Annotated in this window: 13 protein-coding genes and 1 pseudogene; 4 read left to right on the top strand and 10 right to left on the bottom strand. The window is 45.0% G+C overall.

What is annotated here, in order from left to right:
* Positions 1-116: 116 nt before the first annotated feature.
* From AB4263_RS15750 to AB4263_RS15725, 6 genes and pseudogenes are all read right to left on the bottom strand, one after another.
* Positions 117-1,724 (bottom strand): BCCT family transporter, encoded by a 1,608-nt coding sequence (locus AB4263_RS15750; RefSeq protein WP_017059966.1) that lies wholly within the window; start codon positions 1,722-1,724, stop codon positions 117-119.
* A 486-nt stretch (positions 1,725-2,210) separates the two neighbouring features.
* A complete protein-coding gene (locus AB4263_RS15745) occupies positions 2,211-2,783 on the bottom strand; it encodes a malate synthase (protein ID WP_017064292.1) in 573 nt (190 codons plus the stop codon).
* A gap of 236 nt (positions 2,784-3,019) precedes the next feature.
* A pseudogene (locus tag AB4263_RS15740) lies at positions 3,020-3,211 on the bottom strand (hypothetical protein); the annotation flags it as partial.
* Positions 3,205-3,591, bottom strand: coding sequence for a nuclear transport factor 2 family protein (locus AB4263_RS15735; RefSeq protein WP_372098503.1), 387 nt, complete (start codon positions 3,589-3,591; stop codon positions 3,205-3,207). The pseudogene AB4263_RS15740 and the gene AB4263_RS15735, both read right to left, overlap by 7 nt.
* A 262-nt stretch (positions 3,592-3,853) precedes the next feature.
* On the bottom strand, positions 3,854-4,669 hold the full coding sequence (locus AB4263_RS15730; RefSeq protein ID WP_372098502.1) for an FRG domain-containing protein: 816 nt from the start codon (positions 4,667-4,669) through the stop codon (positions 3,854-3,856).
* 430 nt (positions 4,670-5,099) lie between these two features.
* Positions 5,100-6,719, bottom strand: a complete 1,620-nt coding sequence (locus AB4263_RS15725; RefSeq protein ID WP_372098501.1) for a sulfoacetaldehyde acetyltransferase — start codon at positions 6,717-6,719, stop codon at positions 5,100-5,102.
* Between the two features lie 262 nt (positions 6,720-6,981).
* On the opposite strand from AB4263_RS15725, the gene AB4263_RS15720 reads away from it, so the two are divergent.
* Complete coding sequence (locus AB4263_RS15720) at positions 6,982-7,965, top strand: MoxR family ATPase (protein ID WP_198594102.1); 984 nt, start codon at positions 6,982-6,984, stop codon at positions 7,963-7,965.
* A 3-nt stretch (positions 7,966-7,968) separates the two neighbouring features.
* A complete protein-coding gene (locus tag AB4263_RS15715) occupies positions 7,969-9,687 on the top strand; it encodes a cobaltochelatase CobT-related protein (RefSeq protein WP_372098500.1) in 1,719 nt (572 codons plus the stop codon).
* An 84-nt stretch (positions 9,688-9,771) separates the two neighbouring features.
* Here the strand turns inward: AB4263_RS15715 and AB4263_RS15710 are convergent, their stop codons facing one another.
* Complete coding sequence (locus AB4263_RS15710; RefSeq protein WP_372098499.1) at positions 9,772-10,536, bottom strand: TSUP family transporter; 765 nt, start codon at positions 10,534-10,536, stop codon at positions 9,772-9,774.
* Between the two features lie 68 nt (positions 10,537-10,604).
* The gene (gene pta, locus AB4263_RS15705) at positions 10,605-11,678 is read right to left on the bottom strand and encodes a phosphate acetyltransferase (RefSeq protein WP_017081886.1); all 1,074 of its coding nucleotides are present in this window, start codon (positions 11,676-11,678) and stop codon (positions 10,605-10,607) included.
* A 153-nt stretch (positions 11,679-11,831) separates the two neighbouring features.
* Here pta and AB4263_RS15700 point away from each other — a divergent pair, with 153 nt between their 5' ends.
* Both AB4263_RS15700 and AB4263_RS15695 read left to right on the top strand, forming a co-directional pair.
* Complete coding sequence (locus AB4263_RS15700; protein ID WP_004731927.1) at positions 11,832-12,620, top strand: IclR family transcriptional regulator; 789 nt, start codon at positions 11,832-11,834, stop codon at positions 12,618-12,620.
* Positions 12,621-12,808: 188 nt separating this feature from the next.
* Positions 12,809-14,236: an NAD-dependent succinate-semialdehyde dehydrogenase gene (locus AB4263_RS15695; RefSeq protein ID WP_372098498.1), complete on the top strand. Its 1,428-nt coding sequence runs from the start codon at positions 12,809-12,811 to the stop codon at positions 14,234-14,236.
* 229 nt (positions 14,237-14,465) lie between these two features.
* Here the strand turns inward: AB4263_RS15695 and AB4263_RS15690 are convergent, their stop codons facing one another.
* Together AB4263_RS15690 and AB4263_RS15685 are read right to left on the bottom strand one after the other, a co-directional pair.
* Positions 14,466-16,649, bottom strand: a complete 2,184-nt coding sequence (locus AB4263_RS15690; protein WP_372098497.1) for a malate synthase G — start codon at positions 16,647-16,649, stop codon at positions 14,466-14,468.
* A 155-nt stretch (positions 16,650-16,804) separates the two neighbouring features.
* Complete coding sequence (locus AB4263_RS15685) at positions 16,805-17,758, bottom strand: LysR family transcriptional regulator (RefSeq protein ID WP_012600244.1); 954 nt, start codon at positions 17,756-17,758, stop codon at positions 16,805-16,807.
* Positions 17,759-17,764 lie beyond the last annotated feature (6 nt).

Genomic DNA, 17,764 nt, shown 5'->3' with positions numbered 1-17,764 from the left:
GGCTCTTTTTTGTTTCTCTTTCGCTGATGTCTTCTACGGCATAAAAAAGCTCCCTTGCACGCGGTGCAAGGGAGCTTTGAATCTGCTGATTAGAGTAAGTTCCTATCTAGAGGTACTTACTTAGTGGCCGGAGTAACCGTTTCTTGCCCTTTACCGACTTCTGTCAGTAGGCCTTTCAACAAGCTCACACAACCAATCAAAAGAATGATCGTAAACGGCAGTGCTGCAATAATCGTAATAGATTGCAGAGCTTGGATTGATTGAGTACCACCAATCCACAGCATTACCATTGCGATAGCGCCTGAGATAACCGCCCAAACCACTTTCTGTTTCACTGGCACTTCTAGTTTACCACCCGCTGTCATGCCATCGATAACGATAGAGCCTGAGTCCAACGTTGTAACGAAGAACACAATGATCAGTGCGACTGCGAGAACTGACAGAATGCTACCGAACGAGTAAGCATCTAGCATGTAGAACAAGCTTAGAGATACGTCTGTAATGCCTTGGTCGAGGCCAAGTTGTCCCACATGGTTAATTACTTGCTCGATAGCTACGCCACCGAAGATCGACATCCAAGCCGACGTTACCAATGTTGGGATAATCAGTACGCAAAGTAGGAACTCACGAACCGTACGGCCCTTAGAAATACGCGCTACGAACATACCGAAGAATGGTGCATACGCAACCCACCATGCCCAGTAGAACACAGTCCAACCATGCAGCCATGTTGTGTCTTCACGACCCGCACTTTGGCTCAAAGCTACGATATTTTTCACATAGCCCGTTGCCGCCGTTGCCATTGAATCAAGCACAGTTGTGAAATTCAATACAGCGATAAGACCAAGGAATATGAATGCAATAACCATGTTCAGGTTACTTAGGAACTTAACACCACCGTCCATACCACGTAGTACAGAGATGATCGCCAAGCCCATGATCAGAACGATGATAGATTGCTGAAGGAAGATGTTGTTTTCCAAGCCGAACACGTGGCTAATACCACTTGCTGCTTGTGTACCACCTAAGCCCAATGAAGTCGCAAGGCCAAACAGAGTAACCAGTACGGTTAGTACATCGATTACATCACCAGTTTTGCCCCACACACGCTCACCCAGAATTGGGTAAAACACAGAACGCATTGATAGCGGTAAGCCTTTGTTATAAACAAAGTACGCCAGACAAAGCGCCGTCATGCCATAGATAGCCCATGCATGAAAACCCCAGTGGAATACGGTTGCGCCCAGTGCTAATTCACGACCAGCGGCTGTGAAAGGTTCTGCGTCTAATGGCGTTCCGAACCAGTTCGTGAAGAATGCAGTTGGCTCTGCAACACCCCAGAAGATAAGTCCAATACCCATACCTGCTGCGAATAACATCGCAATCCAAGATGACATTGAATAGTCCGCCGTCGCGTCTTCACCACCTAAACGGATTTTACCCAACGGTGAAAAAGCAAGAACAACAGCAAACGCTAGCATGATGTTAGCTCCCCACATAAACAGGAAGTCAAACTTTGATAGAACAGCACCCTTAATAGAATCAATTGCAGCTTTAGCATCTGCAGGAGGAAGAGCAAGAAGAGTGATGATGAAGAGAAGAGATAAGCCTACTGAGGCTACGAAGACTGTGTTATGGACATCCATGCCCCATTTACTGACGTTATCTTGACCAACTTGATAGTCAGTAGAATCAATACTGTATTTTTTTGATTTAAAACTCATAAATTATGATGTTCGCATATCCGAATCAACGAATATAAGGACGCTCTCCGTATCCAATTACTACTTGATTGGCTCGCCGAACCGCCTAAATAAAAGGCAATAAAAATCACAATAGTTAGTGACAAATGGACTTACTGGCTCAATCCCAAGGCGCACATTATAGCACAGCTCAAAGCATTTTGACTGAGTTTTAGCTCAATAGTCACCCAAACCACCGTTGATAGTGATAGTTAACCCAATAAAAATAGAATAAAATAAAAAAATAAAAACCTTCAAATACAACAATTTAAATTAAAATGACGCACCGTAAAATCACATCCAAACTTTTTGCAGATAATTTTAATAATCACCCAATTTACTTATAGCTCTAATAAAAAAGCCCCGCTATAGGGGCGGGGAAAGTTACCAAAGGTAAAAGAGAAATCAGTGCTCAAATGTCAGTGCTGCGTCTCACAGATCAGCACTGCACATTTCAAAGACAGTTCGTTAGATTGCGAAGCAAAAACCTAGGTTATAGTCTTCACCATTTTTCGCCGTGAACTCTTTGTCTTCACTTGATGCATTCGGGCGGCCACTTTCATCGCCTTTTACTAAGCTCACCCAGTGACGGATGCCAGAAGAACGGCTCGCCTCAGTTTGACCAAACGTGGTGCACGTCTCTAATTGGATATCTTGAATATCAACCAACTCCAGGCGGCCAGTGCCTTTACGAGCACCGATTGTCACTTCAACGTGCGTACCGCTTTCATCACGGAATAGGATTGCTGAAGGCTTAGATTTATCACCTGTGTAAGCCACAAAGTGTTTAGCGCGTTTCAGTCCAGTATGTTCGCCATTCTTGAAGTAAACCTGAACGTGTCGGTAATCGATCTCGTAACTCACTACATCTTCATGTGAACCCGTCTCTAGAGGAAATAGAGTATCAAGCAACTGTTTCGCCATTTTTTGTTTTTCGAGTTGCTTGTCTGCTTTCACCATTTCGACGGCAAAGACAGCTTCAGCAATAAATGTTGAATGGTTTCTGTGAAGTTCTGTTTTGTCTAGTGTCAGCATATTCATAGTCTATCCCTCGTACGGCTTTAAATTTCATTTAGGTCAAACATCCCAATAGACCCTTTTCAAAATTGTTCTTTACTGTGTGGTTTCCATGTTTTTCATACTACTGTTATTTTTGAAACAATTTCACAACAAAAATTACACAGTGTGAATTTTACTAAATTGCTTTTTTACACAAACCGGCATTTCGAGCCCCCAGCCCTTTATTTAACTGGGTTGAGGGTTCCGTAGAAACGCGTTTACGTGTTGTTTGAATTTGTGTAATAACCCACCCCAACCAACTTATTGTCGATAACTCGATAGTAAGTGTGCTTAGTTTCCACTTTGCTCGACAGCGGATTTAACCATCGATAGGTGTAAACGCCACGACCATTTTCTTTGGCTAGATTTAACATCTCAGTGAGAATCGGTTTATCGTCAGGGCTTAGATTTTTACGCTGATTTTTCCATCTTTCAGGGTAAACACATCAACCATACGAGCTTCGATGACGGTGCCATCTGGGTTAGTCGCAGAGAACGTTGATTCGCTTACCGCGCGGTCTCCACACACAAAGTGGACAGGATCGCTCCAGGCTGCATCTGGAAAGTTCTGCCAAACCAATTCAAAGCTATTTCGAACCGCTTCGTACCCTTCGATAGTGTTTCCAAGCAAGCCTTCTCCTGCCACCGTGTGGAATACACTGTCTTCTGTCATGAAAGACATCAGCGCTTCAATATCATGGTTATTCCACGCATCACTGAATGACTGTAAAAAGGCGGTGTCGACTTGGTTTTCCAGCACGAATGTCGATGCATTGGTTTGCATATTCATATTCCAGAATCCTTTATGTTTTCGTTATTGGTTTAAATTTCAGTAGCTTTGCGCCACTTTTTTATTAGAGTGTTTAAACTAGATCTGTGAAAATTTAACAATTTGATAACAAGATTCATCACTCTAACTTCGAGTTAGGTTATAAACAATCTCTAAGCTCACAGATTTCATCTTTTTATAAATTAATTAGTGTTCTAATTTTATTTACTCAACTTTTTACTCACGATATAAGAGGTATAATTAAATTAGAACATGTTAGCCTTTAGTCGAAATCAAAGTCTTGATGATACTTTCGGCCATACTGCTCAAGCTGGCGATCATGAGTATTCACTTGTAATTCAATATTAACCTCACCTTTATTAATAACTTGATTGTTATCTATATGGGCTTCATTTTTTATATCGGTTAGCTTCTCTTCGATATAATCAGTCGGTTCATTTAAAACGTTCATGGATATTAACTCCTTTATCAGGTTTACTTTTACTGATGGAAGAATATGAACGGACACTAGACCGTTTGAATATTCTTTCTCATCGTACAGAGGCTGAATGGCATCATTGCCACCTTCCTTAAATGGGTGAATGGAATACCACTTGTCCTTGCGCGGCTCTTGCTGATCGCAACCCGCCACATTAAATATCTGAGTTTTGTTGATATTACACGGCGAGCTAAAAACACTAACCCGCTGATAATCAATAGCTTTAATTATGTTTATGCAGTCTTTACTTTGGCTGTGACACACCGACCAAAGCGCATTTAACAGGTTATCGGTCCATTCCAGTAAACGGGTGGGAAAGCCCTGCTTTTTGGCTAAACACATCAATAACCAGTCATTTATGTCGTTAGAACTCAGCGAGTGACCACCGTAAACTCTCACTGTTGAAAGCAACTCTTGTTCGACACGGCGTATGTTCTTACGATTGGAACGGCCTAAACTTGGCATTAGATTACTGTTTTCATAATCACACACGTTATAAATCAAACCACGATGCCCACTACACTCTGTAATAAGTGAATCGATTATTTTATACAGCTCTTCGAGTGAGCTTATATAATGTTTATTTTTCACAACATGCATACTACGATTCACTTAATTTAAATCCGGTAAAATCCAAATATCAACAACCCTATCAATCGATGATAAAAATCAACCAATAATAACGATTGACCAATAGTCAACGAGTGTCGTTATTTTATTTTCTTCTAAAATTATAATAAGTATATATCTTCATAAACAAGTATCAGTATTAGAAGCATTCACTAAGTAGCTATGAGTTAATGGTCGATTAATAATAACGAGTAACAAAGTTCATATAGCTATAACCACTTATTTTCCTAATGAACATTTAATTAGTGTTCTAATGTTTAACTGGAAATTATTGAACTAAGCGTTTACGTTCTTCACCTAAGTCCTTTGCCAATACCCGTTGGTATTGCCCGACCACGTTCTCGATAGCACTTTCTCTAACACTCTCGAGATTTCTGTGGCCGGACAAACTTCCTATGACTTATACGTAATCTTTGTATTTATCTAGGAAACGAACCGGTGTTGATAGCGCATCTCGGCGGAACGGGTCGCCCAACTCCTGAGTACACATGATTTCAATGATGGTTGTTTTGCCTTCGTTCATCTGCATGTCGATGGCTTTTTGCAAGGTTGGACCTACATCTTCTAGCTTATCAACCGTGATACCTTCAGCGCCCATTGCTCGTGCGATTTCAGCAAAGCTTTGGTTATCTAGCTCACCGGCAACAAAGCGTCGGTTGTAGAAGTCGACTTGGTTCTTCTTCTCTGCACCCCATTGACGGTTGTGGAATACCACGGCTGTCACTGGAATGTTATGACGAACACATGTCATGGTTTCCATCAGGCTCATGCCCCACGCACCGTCGCCTGCATAAGAGATAGCTGGGCGATGAGGTGCTGCTGCTTTCGCGCCAATGATGGTCGGGAACGCGTAACCACAGTTACCAAAACTCATTGCCGCAAAGAAACTACGTGGTTTTTCAAAGCGTAAGTAGCTGTTTGCCACCGAGTTGATGTTACCGATATCGGTTGAGACCATTACGTCTTCTGGCATCGCTTTTTCTAGCTCACGCAATACTTGGCGCGGGTGAAGGTATTCACCACCAGAGAACGGAGTCTCGTGTGAGTTTTCTTCAATCATATCCAAGCTGAACGAGTCACGTTCGTGTGTCCACTCATCAAGCTCTTTTTCCCAAAGTGCTTTCTCTGTTGCGACCGTGTCTTGACGAGCGCCTTTATTGTCATCACACAACAATGCACGGCCTTCCAATCTTTCAGATAGAGCAACCGCAGCTGCTTTCGAACCTTGGTAGCCTAAAGGACCACACCATAATGGGTGACTAGCAGGGAACGAGTCATTGTGCAGGTAGCTGTTCACAACGGGTGCCCCCAGTCTTTCCGCCAACGCTGCACACTCTTGAACTGCATCTGCCATTACCACGCCGCCACCAGAAATTATGACTGGGAATTTCGCTTCAGCAATCAGGTCTGCCGCTTCATTCAGAGACTTCTCGCCGCCCGGGCCACGGTCTAAACGCGCGGGTTTAGGGATCTCAGTTTGAGTTTCGCCATAGAAATAGTCACGTGGAATATTCAGCTGAGTCGGACCCATTTCGCTCATTGCGCGGTCAAAGCATCGACCTGTGTATTCCGCCATACGATCTGGGTGCGTTACGTGTCCTTGATACTTAGTAAACTCTTGGAACATTGGAAGCTGGTTACATTCTTGGAAACCACCTAAGCCCATTGTTTTAGTGCCTGTCTCTGGCGTCACAATTACGACCGGGCTATGTGCCCAGAACGCAGCTGCAATTGCTGTTACACAGTTACTGATACCCGGGCCATTTTGCCCGATGACTACACCGTGGCGACCTGATACACGAGAGTAACCATCTGCCATGTGGGCAGCGCCTTGCTCGTGTACTACTGGGACCAATCGAATGCCAGCAGGAGCAAAGATATCCATTGCGTCCATAAATGCCGACCCCATGATGCCGAACATATCGGTAACATCATTAGCAACCATAGTTTCAACGAACGCTTCTGATGGTGTCATTGTTACTGTGCCGGAAACAACCGTACGTTTTTCTTGCTTGCTCATTCTTCCATTCTCCTTGAGTTAACCAAAATTTCATTTTTCGGAATGAATTGTCTCTTTTTCGAATTCATTTTCACCTTAGTAGTAGAATTTTTGCGCGTCAACTTTTTATGCTAAATTGGAACAATTCATTCTAATTAATAAAACTGGATCACATTATTGGTAGTTTTTCGTACAAAAAGTGCCGTTAACTTAACTGGAGCTGTTAATAATCGATGACATATCGCGATAGCAGCGACAAGTGATGAGCTATATAGAGGGAAATATGATGAAAGAGGCGGAATTGGTACCAACCCAGCCAGTAAGCGTGAGAGAACGCTTTGGCATCGACAGCAACCTAACGGTGATGGCATTTGAACATGCGGGTGAATATGTGCCGAAAGTCGACCCAAATTACTGTTTTGATCCTGAAGTGACACTGGCTATATTGGCGGGGTTCACCTCCAATCGTCGCACATTGATACAAGGCACGCACGGAACGGGCAAGTCGTCTCACATTGAGCAAATTGCCGCGAGATTGAATTGGCCGTGTTTGAGGATCAACCTAGACGGACACTTAAGTCGATTGGATTTCATAGGTAAAGACAGCATCGTCATTAAAGACGGAATGCAGGTGACTGAGTTTAAAGAAGGCATTCTTCCGCAAAGCATTCAACAACCCATCGCACTGGTGTTAGATGAGTACGACGCTGGTCGTCCTGACGTGATGTTTGTGATTCAACAGCTATTAGAACAAGACGGCAAATACACCTCTTTAGAACAAAACCGAGTGATCACGCCTCACCCTTCTTTCCGCTTGTTTGCAACCTGCAACACGCTTGGCTTGGGTAACTTCTCAGGTTTGTATTCTGGCACTCAAGTGCTTAACCACAGTCAGTTAGATAGATGGAACATCATCGCTACGCTCAACTATTTAGACCCACAACATGAAACCAAAATCGTGTTATCTAAGCTTCCAGAGCTGAATAATGAAAGTGGCCGACAACTGGTCGAGAAAATGATCGCAACCGCAGGATTAACGCGTAACGGGTTTCGGGCTGGCGACCTTTCGACTGTGATGTCTCCGCGAACAGTGCTCACTTGGGCTGAAAACATCCAAATATTCGACGATGTAGCGACGGCATTTAGGTTGTCATTCTTGAATCGCTGTGAAGACGAAGAGAAAGAACTGGTTAGCGAATACTATTTCCGTTGCTTTGGTGAAGCCTTGGAAACGCATACTCAAAACTATTCGCACTCGGAATCGTAAACCATGGCCAATGTTTCTTCTCAGCAGAAAAAGATCCTCGATATTGGTGTGTCTGTCGCCAGAGCAATCAGTGGCGAACTCAATCTGAACTATCGAGGAGAACGTCTCTATAAAGGTAATAGGCCCTGTTATTATCAGTCCGCACATACTAACGATCTCACCTTTGTGTCTCGCCACGAGCTAAAAAACAGCAAGCTATCGATGCAGGGCAAGATCGATTCATCGGCACTGCGATTATTGCTTTCAGACGCTGACCTCCACTATTCACTACGCCCTCAAAACGAAATAGAACGTCTGCTTTACGACTTCTGCGAACAGGTCCGAATTGAATCTCAAGTCCCGCCTTATCTAAAAGGCGTGACCACCAATATCCAATTCAACTTTGCGTATTGGAGCGACCAATATCATCAAAATGGCTTTACCGAATCACGAATAGGCATGTTGCTGTTTACTCTGATGCAAGTCATCCACACCCGTTTAACTGGTGTTCCCGTTTCTGAGCCTATCGCTGAAACCATTGAATCGACTCGCGCCGGCATCGTGCCTACTTTTGGGCACAGCCTAAAACGTTTAAAGCAACATAGAACCGACCAACAACTGTTTGCACACTGCGCCAACGAGTTGGCAGCCCTTGCACAAGAGCTCATCAACCAAGAGCAAGAGAGCGATAACTCGCCCACGCCAACCGTTGAAGAAGACATCAAGATCCTTGCGCAACTTGCCCTTATCGTTGATGGCGACATTCAAGATCAAGACGTCGATACTGACATCACAGGCAGTAGTAAGGTGTTCGAGCTTTCGGGCGCGAATTATCAGGTCTTTAATTCAGAATTTGATCAAGTCATCGCCGCAGACAAACTCGTCAGGCGCGCCCTATTACTCGAACTGAGACAGAAACTCACCGATGACATCATGGCGAGACAAGTAAACACTCGCCGTTTGGCCGCTATGCTCACTAGTTTTGTTGCCACGCCACAAAGGAACCGACGTCAGGACCATTTAGAAGAAGGCATTGTTAACGCCACCACCATAACCAAGCTCATCACGTCGCCATTGGATCGCACTGTCTTTTATCAACCTGACATCGGTGCATCTCATCAATGTGCTATCACGTTTTTGATGGATTGTTCAGGTTCAATGCAAAAGCACAGTCACAAGCTAAGTTTGTTGATGGACACCATTCTCAAATCTGTAGGATTGGCTGATATCCCATTTGAGATCATTGGCTTCACTACCAACAACTGGAATGGTGGCAAGGTCTATCGACAGTGGCTTAAACAAGGCCAACCAAAGCACCCAGGCCGCTTGAACGAAGTTCGGCACATCGTGTTTAAGGATTTTGATACGCATTGGAGACGATCTCGCCTTGGCATTGCGAGTCTTCGTAAAGCAGACATCTTTAAAGAGGGGATTGATGGCGAAGCGGTCCAGTTCGCTAGCCAGCGGTTGCAACAGCACAATGCTCAACGAAAGGTTTTGATCGTGTTCTCAGACGGCTGCCCAATGGATACCGCCACCAGCACCGCCAACGATCAGTTCTATTTGGATAACCACCTAAAACAAGTCATTGAACGTGAGTCGACCAAAAACGGAATTGAGATTCATGGCGTGGGGATAGGAGTAGATTTGAGCCCATATTACCGCAACAACATTACCTTGGACGTACAAGAGAGCTGCTTGTTCGGGTTATCTAGGAACATCTTTGAGATGCTAAAGCGCTGACGTGTCAGTGAGGAGGGTGTCATCAAGCATTAAACGAGAATCAAGCCCTCCTCCTTCAAAGATAATTTTGATAAAGAAAACGTTCTAAGCCAAAAACAACGACCATACAGAGACCGCCATCAAATATCCGCCTATCAGCATTAACACCGTAAACACCAGCTTTCTGAGTTGATCATTAGACAACGGCGATGGGAAACGCCGAGCAAACATTGTGACAAGCGCCACCAGAGGAACAGCAATAGCGGATAACCACAATATGCTCTGTTCCATGTCGCCCGCCGCATAGACATTGACCGTACGGGACATCGACGTACAAGCGAAAACCATCAGCAGTGTGCTTCGCACCAGATCGAGCGAAAAAGGTTGCCGATAGAGATGATAAACAATCGGTGGACCTGCCATCCCAAATAATCCCCCCGCTAACCCAGAGCTAAATCCTGAGACAAGGAAAGATACGGTTGTCGAACGGACCGTTCTAGTTTTAGGTTTAAACATAAAGCTCAAACCAGCGAACAACACCATGGCACCCAATAGCCCTCGTAGGATTTGGGTTGCCGACTCGCTCAACGCGTCCAGCAAGTACACGCCCATCGATACGCCGGGAATAATACCGATGACCAACACCACCAGAATCTTGAGTTCCCCAAGCAGTGGCTTACCCATCAATGCAACCAAGCAATTGAACAAAGTCACAATACTGACCACAGCAGCTATAACGGGTAAGGAAACCAGATTAAGGCTAACCGTTAAACCAATCACGATGATACCGAGGCCAAATCCGGTGACAGTTTGAAAATAGGTACCCACCGCGATGGTGGCAAGAATAGCGAGTAAAACAGGTAACTCCATCAGCAGTCCTAGTTAGGTTGTTTTTGGGGGTTGATTTAAATGTGAGTATCAGCTTCAGGAGCTAGATTTTAGTATCTAAAATCAAATGTCGATTCATCTCTTTTTTCAGAATCAGCCGCCACGTCAGTCTTTGAATTTGCTGTTTTTCCTTGCTGCGCTTGTACCGCGGTCACCGCGATCACATTAAAGATGTCTTGTGCGTTACACCCTCTTGATAAGTCATTCGCAGGTTGATTCAACCCTTGTAATAGTGGACCAATTGCAACTGCCCCGCCTAATCTTTCCGCAAGCTTATAACCAATATTACCGGCTTCTAAATTGGGGAATATCAACACGTTCGATTGACCTTTCACCTCTGAATCTGGCAGCTTCTTCGCGGCAATCTCAGTCACAATCGCGGCATCGAGTTGAACATCCTGATCGACGGCGATTCCGGGACAACGTTGTTTCACGAGTTGAGCCGCATTACGAACCTTATCGACCGATTCGTGCTTGGCACTGCCGTTGGTCGAAAACGACAGCATTGCCACTTTAGGTTCTTCCATCAGTAGCGTTTGAGCGCTGTTTGATGCGGCCACGGCAATCGATGCTAGCTCGGTTTCATTGGGGTTAATCACCAACCCACAGTCACTGAAAATCATGCCGCCTTTAAGATTATGGAAAGGCTCACACAACATCATCAGAAAGAAACTGGACACCAATTCACTGTCTGGCGCGGGGCCGATAATCTGAAGCGCAGCTCGCACCACATCAGACGTGGTATAAACCGCACCATTAACTGTGCCATCCACCAGCCCCTCTCTGACCATCAAATTGGCAAAAACGAGTGGGTCTAGAACCAGCTCTAGCGCATCATCGTAAGTCATACCTTTCGCTTTTCTTAATGTATACAACCGCTCAGCGAGGACTTCTTTGAGTGATGACGCTTGTGGGGAGACAATGTGAATGCCCACAAGATCAATGTGATGTAATTCTGCAGCAGCGATGATCGCTGGTTCATCCCCTACTAGGGTGATGTGAGCGAGCTGTTTGTCTATCGCCATTCTTGCGGCTGCTAGTACTCGCGGGTCCTCAGCTTCACTCAAAACCACTCGCTTACGATCTAAGTGAGCCTTGTCAATAATCCGTTCAATCGCCTTCATCTTAAATTCCATTTATTGAGATTAATTGTTCCATAATTTATATTTATATTATTGGAATAATAAAAAAGGTCAAATTTTATTCAGATAATTGAAGAATAATGATTTGGTATGTACACTCTTAAGCATAGACATATCGCAAGGATGGATCATTATATGCAAACAGAAACACCACCAGTTCAAGGGGATACACCGACTCTCCGACTTTTTGCACTATTAGAGGTGATAGCGCAAAAAGACGAGTTTATTTCTCTTCAAGGATTAGTCGAAGAAACTGGACTGCCAAAACCTACGCTGCACCGAATGCTTCAGCAGTTAGAAGCGGCAGGCATTATTCAAAGAGACGGCGATGAGAAGCACTACAGCTCAGGTATTCGACTCAGAAAGCTTGCCGAAAACCTATTGTTGAATAGCACCATGCACAGTGCCCGACGCACTATTCTTGAAAACCTGAGAGCAGAAGTTGGTGAAAGCTGTAACCTAACGGCGCTATCAAGTGGCGAGATCATCTATCTTGATCGCGCAGAAACTGAAGCACCCCTTCGTTTTCATCTACACCCAGGTTCTCGCGTCCCGGTGCATTGCTCAGCAAGCGGAAAACTGTTTTTGGCGCACATGTCTAAGTCGCAGCGCAGACGATTAATTGAAAATGTGCCACTGACTCAATACACCGTGAACACCATTACCGACTATTCGATGTTAGAGAAAGACATCGAAGAAGCGAAAATCCAAGGCTTTGCGATTGATGACGAAGAATTTTTGCCGGGCTTAGTCTGTATCGCCGTGCTGATCCCATCATCTACGGGTCAATCAAACCTCGGCCTAGCGATACAAGCGCCCGTAATTCGAGTCAAACCCGATGAAGCGATCAAGTACCTACCCGCTCTTCAGAAAGCCGCAAAAGCGCTAGCGAAAATAGAGTCTGATAATTGGAGTCAACAATAGGTCATTTTCTTAGACCGCTTCGAGTGGCTATCGCTTCGCAAGCAACAACTTAAGCACTAACGAACTAACGAGCTAACGAGCTAACGACCACTATCTTCGACCAATCAACGGTTGGTCGAAGTCATTTGAACACTCGCCAACCCGCATATAAGCAACACGTCTAAAGTAATCACAACAAAGGAATCACGATGCTAAACATTAAGAACCAGCACTTACTCTCTTTTATGGTGACAGAAGCGAACAACGCAGTTGCAGTCACAAACCCAGCGACAGGTGAACTCGTCGGACACGCACCTATTTCATCACAAGCAGAGTTAGCAAACGCGATTGAACGAGCTCATGTTGCACAGAAAGAGTGGGCCAAGGTTCCAGCTAAATCTCGTGCTGCATCACTGCACCGTTGGCACCAACTGATCCTTGAAAACAAAGAAGATCTGGCTCGAATCATGACGATTGAGCAGGGTAAACCGTTAGCAGAAGCGACAGGCGAAGTCATGTATGGCGCGAGCTTTATTGAGTGGTTTGCAGAAGAAGCCAAGCGTACTTATGGTGATTCTATTCCTAGCACAGTCGCTGGCAAACGCTTGGTGACCATCAAGCAGCCTATTGGAGTCGCGTGTGCAATTACGCCATGGAACTTCCCTATTGCAATGATCACTCGTAAAGCAGCTCCTGCCCTAGCTGCTGGTTGTAGCTTTGTCGTAAAACCTTCAGATGAAACACCGCTTTCTGCGTTTGCTGTGGTTGAACTGGCTTATCAAGCGGGTATCCCGAAAGATCTACTTCAAGTCGTTCTTGGTGAAAGCCCTGAGCAAGTTGGCACCCTATTCACTTCTCATCCACTGATCAAAAAAATCTCTTTCACAGGCTCGACTCGAGTGGGCAGTATCTTGATGGCTCAAGCCGCACAAGGCATCAAGCGCACCTCAATGGAGCTCGGTGGCAACGCACCTTTTATTGTGTTTGACGATGCCGACATCGATGCGGCCGTTCAAGGCGCAATGGCGTCGAAATTCCGTAATGCGGGACAAACATGTGTCTGTGCAAACCGTTTCTATGTTCACAGTAAAGTGTACGATGAGTTCGTGGCTAAATTCGATCAAGCGGTTCAGCAGCTTAAGATTGGTAACGGCTTAGATGAAGGTGTCACCATTGGTCCTGTTGTCAGTCAGAATGCGAAGAACAACATCCAAGCATTAATAGACAGAGCGGTAGAACAAGGCGCGACACCTGTGACGCCAACTCAAGAGCTTGATGGGCTTTTCCTTCAGCCTGTCATTCTGAAAAATGTGAAACACAGCATGGACATTGTTCAGCAAGAGATCTTTGGTCCTGTCGCTCCTGTGATGCAATTCGAGACAGACGAAGAGCTTATTGAGATGGCAAATGACACCATTTATGGATTAGCGTCGTACTTCTACAGTCAGAACATTCATCGAGTATGGAACATCGCAGAGGCACTTGAGTACGGTATGGTGGGTATTAATGATGGCCTCATCTCAACCGAGGTCGCGCCCTTCGGCGGTGTTAAGCAATCAGGTATTGGCCGTGAAGGCGCAAAAGAAGGCATCGATGAGTACATGGATATCAAGTATCTGTGTTTTGGTAGTAACTAGGTTTCGGAAGTAGTTAGGCTTGGTCGTAACTAAGCCTGACTCTTAGACATCAGCAAGCTTAAACATCGAATAGCCCTACTAACACCTCTCTTCTGAGATTCCCCCACACACCACAAAAATGAATCAAAAAAAAGCCGCGCTATAAAAGCGCGGCACCTTGGGCTCGGTTAAAGGGGGTTTCTTTTTTTTAGTATTTTACATTCTCTGTTTTTGTTATTGGGTTGCTTCTCTATCCCTGTGCTTTCAGTTTTAGACGCATAGCATGCAGCACTGGCTCGGTGTAACCACTAGGCTGAGCACAGCCTTCGAATACCAACTGACACGCTGCTGAAAATGCGATGCTGTTTTCAAAGTCAGGTGCCATATTACGGTAGCTCGGGTCGCCAGCGTTTTGCTCGTCAACTACTGCGGCCATGCGCTTCATGGTTTTCATTACTTGGGCTTCATTACAAATCCCATGACGTAACCAGTTCGCAATGTGTTGGCTCGAAATACGCAGCGTAGCGCGGTCTTCCATCAAACCTACATCGTTAATATCAGGTACCTTCGAACAACCAACGCCTTGATCAATCCAACGAACCACGTACCCCAGAATACCTTGTGTGTTGTTATCCAGTTCACTTTGAATATCTTGCGCGGTAAGCTTTTGATCGCCCAGTAACGGGATAGTAAGAATATCATCGACATTGGCTCTCACTCGCTCACGAAGCTCTTTCTGACGGCTTGGTACACTCACCTTATGATAGTGCAGCGCGTGCAAAGTCGCGGCGGTTGGAGAAGGAACCCAAGCGGTATTGGCACCCGCTTGTGGATGTCCGATTTTCGCGTCCATCATCTTCGCCATATTATCCGGCTCTGGCCACATACCTTTACCAATCTGGGCTTTACCTTGCAGGCCACAAGCTAAGCCAAGATCAACGTTTTGATCTTCGTATGCGCCAATCCAAGTCATGGTTTTCAGCTGTGTTTTAGGAGCGAATGGTCCCGCTTCCATACTGGTGTGAATCTCATCACCCGTTCGGTCTAAGAAACCTGTGTTGATGAACACAACACGATCTTTAGCCGCTCGAATACATTCTTTAAGGTTAACCGAAGTACGACGCTCTTCGTCCATGATGCCAACTTTGATCGTGAATCGATCTAGCCCTAATGCATCTTCAATGCGACCAAACAGCTCATTGGTGAACGCGACTTCTTCAGGACCATGCATCTTAGGTTTTACAATATTGATGCTGTTCGCGGTCGAGTTTTGGTAAGCACTGTTGCCTTTTAAATCATGCATCGCGATTAGCGAAGTGATCATGCCATCCATAATGCCTTCAGGCACTTCATTGCCTTGAGCATCAATAATGGCAGGGTTGGTCATCAGGTGGCCGACATTACGGATGAACAACATGCTGCGGCCTTTTAGTGAAATCTCACCACCCGTCACGCTGGTGTATTGGCGATCTGGGTTAAGGTTACGAACAATGGTTTTGCCGTTTTTCTCTAGTGATTCTTGTAGATCACCTTTCATCAAACCTAACCAGTTACGGTAAGCCAATGCTTTGTCTTCACCATCAACTGCAGCAACCGAGTCTTCGCAATCCATAATGGTTGTTAGAGCGGCTTCGACTAATACATCTTTAATTCCCGCCACATCGACGCTACCAATCGGTGCGCTCGGGTCAATTTGAATTTCGATGTGCAGATTATTGTGTTTAAGAAGAATGCACGAAGGGGAACTTGCGTCACCTTGATAGCCAATGAACTGGTCGCTATCAATGAGAGTGACTTCTTCGCCGTTATCGAGTGTCGCTATTAATTTATTGCCGATGCTAGCGTTACTGATGCTGTATTTGGTGACGTCTTTATGGGAGACGCCGTTTAATGGCGCTGCGTCATCAAGGAACTCGCGAGCATAAGTCACTACTTTAGCGCCACGGGCTGGGTTAAAGCTTCCGCCCTTTTCCGCGCCATCACTTTCACTGATCACGTCCGTTCCGTAGAGCGCATCATATAGGCTGCCCCAACGCGCATTGGCTGCGTTAAGTGCAAAACGTGCGTTCATGATTGGCACCACAAGCTGCGGCCCTGCTTGTGTTGCGATCTCAGGCTCTACGCTCGCTGTCGTCACTTGAAAGTCATCGCCTTCAGGAACCAAATAACCGATCTGCTGTAAGAACTGTTTGTACTCCACAGGATCGAGCGTTTGCCCAGCACGCTCTTGGTGCCAAACGTCAATTTGATGTTGAAGATCTTCACGCTTGATAAGCAATGCGCGATTTTTTGGAGCCAGATCTTCAAGGATGGTTGCAAATGATTGCCAAAAGTCTTCAGCGACAATGCCTGTTCCAGGAATCACCTGCTCATTAATTAATTGGTAGAGGGTGCTATCAATGTTCAAGCTTCCCTGTTGAATACGACTGCTCATAAAATCTCTCTCAAACTAATTTATGGCTACTCAATAAATTTTCGTGACTAGCTCAAATTTACTTTACTGACTTAAACTTACTTAACGGACATGAATTTAGCTAATTTATGCCGGTTATATTGGATATTCATATAAAAAATACCCTACAAACTATGTTATTCCGTCACTCCACTCTCGATTTCGTTAGCGACACTTTTAATCAAACGACGCATCCACTGATGGTCTGGATTGGTTTGTAACAATGGACTCCACGCCATCTTCACCTCAAAGGGTTCAATCGCAAATGGCGCAGGCTTGATCAACAATCTAGGATTATTGCGCTGCAGTTGAGCTGCTTTGGTAGGAATAGTCAGGATAAGGTTCTTCTGCTGAGCGAAGAGAATCGCCGACAAATAGTGTCGAGTAAACACCGTGATGTTACGGGTTTTACCGATGCGCATTAATGCCTCATCTATCCAACCAAGCTTTTGTGCTTCACTTGGGTTTATTCCCACTCCCGTTCCCATACCTGTCTTACTTACCCAAATATGTTGTGCCTTTAAATAAGACAAAATATCGAAGTTGTCGGCGATCGGGTTGTCACAACTAAATAGGCAAGAAAACCCGTCGTGCCAGAGGCTCATCTGGTGAAACGACTGAGGAATATCGTCAAATCGGTTGATAATTATATCAACGGTACCTTGCTCTACATCCTGATAACTCACGTCACTTGGCGTCATGATATCCAGTCGTATTTTCGGTGCTATCTCACTTAACCTTTTCAGAAGAGGTTGAATAATGGTCGACTCTGCATAGTCACTCGCCATGATACGAAACACGCGTTCACTGTCTTCTGCATTAAACTCTGTGGTCGGTTGCAGTGTCTTCTCTACATTCGCCAAGATGTTTCGAATCAGTGGCTGCAACTTATGCGCGCGTTCGGTCGGTATCATCCCTTCACTTGTTCTTACTAATAGCGGGTCTTCAAACAGATCACGCAATCGGCGAAGGCCATTACTCATGGCAGGCTGAGTAATACCCAATTGATTTGCTGCTCGTGTAACGTTTCTTTCACGTAGCAACATGTCTAAATACACAAGCAAATTAAGGTCTATACGAGCAATATTCATAAGAAA

Origin of the sequence: Vibrio sp. 10N.261.55.C5 (genome assembly GCF_041470505.1) — a bacterium.
Classification (GTDB): Bacteria; Pseudomonadota; Gammaproteobacteria; order Enterobacterales; family Vibrionaceae; genus Vibrio; species Vibrio crassostreae_C.
This window is presented reverse-complemented; position numbering and strand designations above follow the sequence as displayed.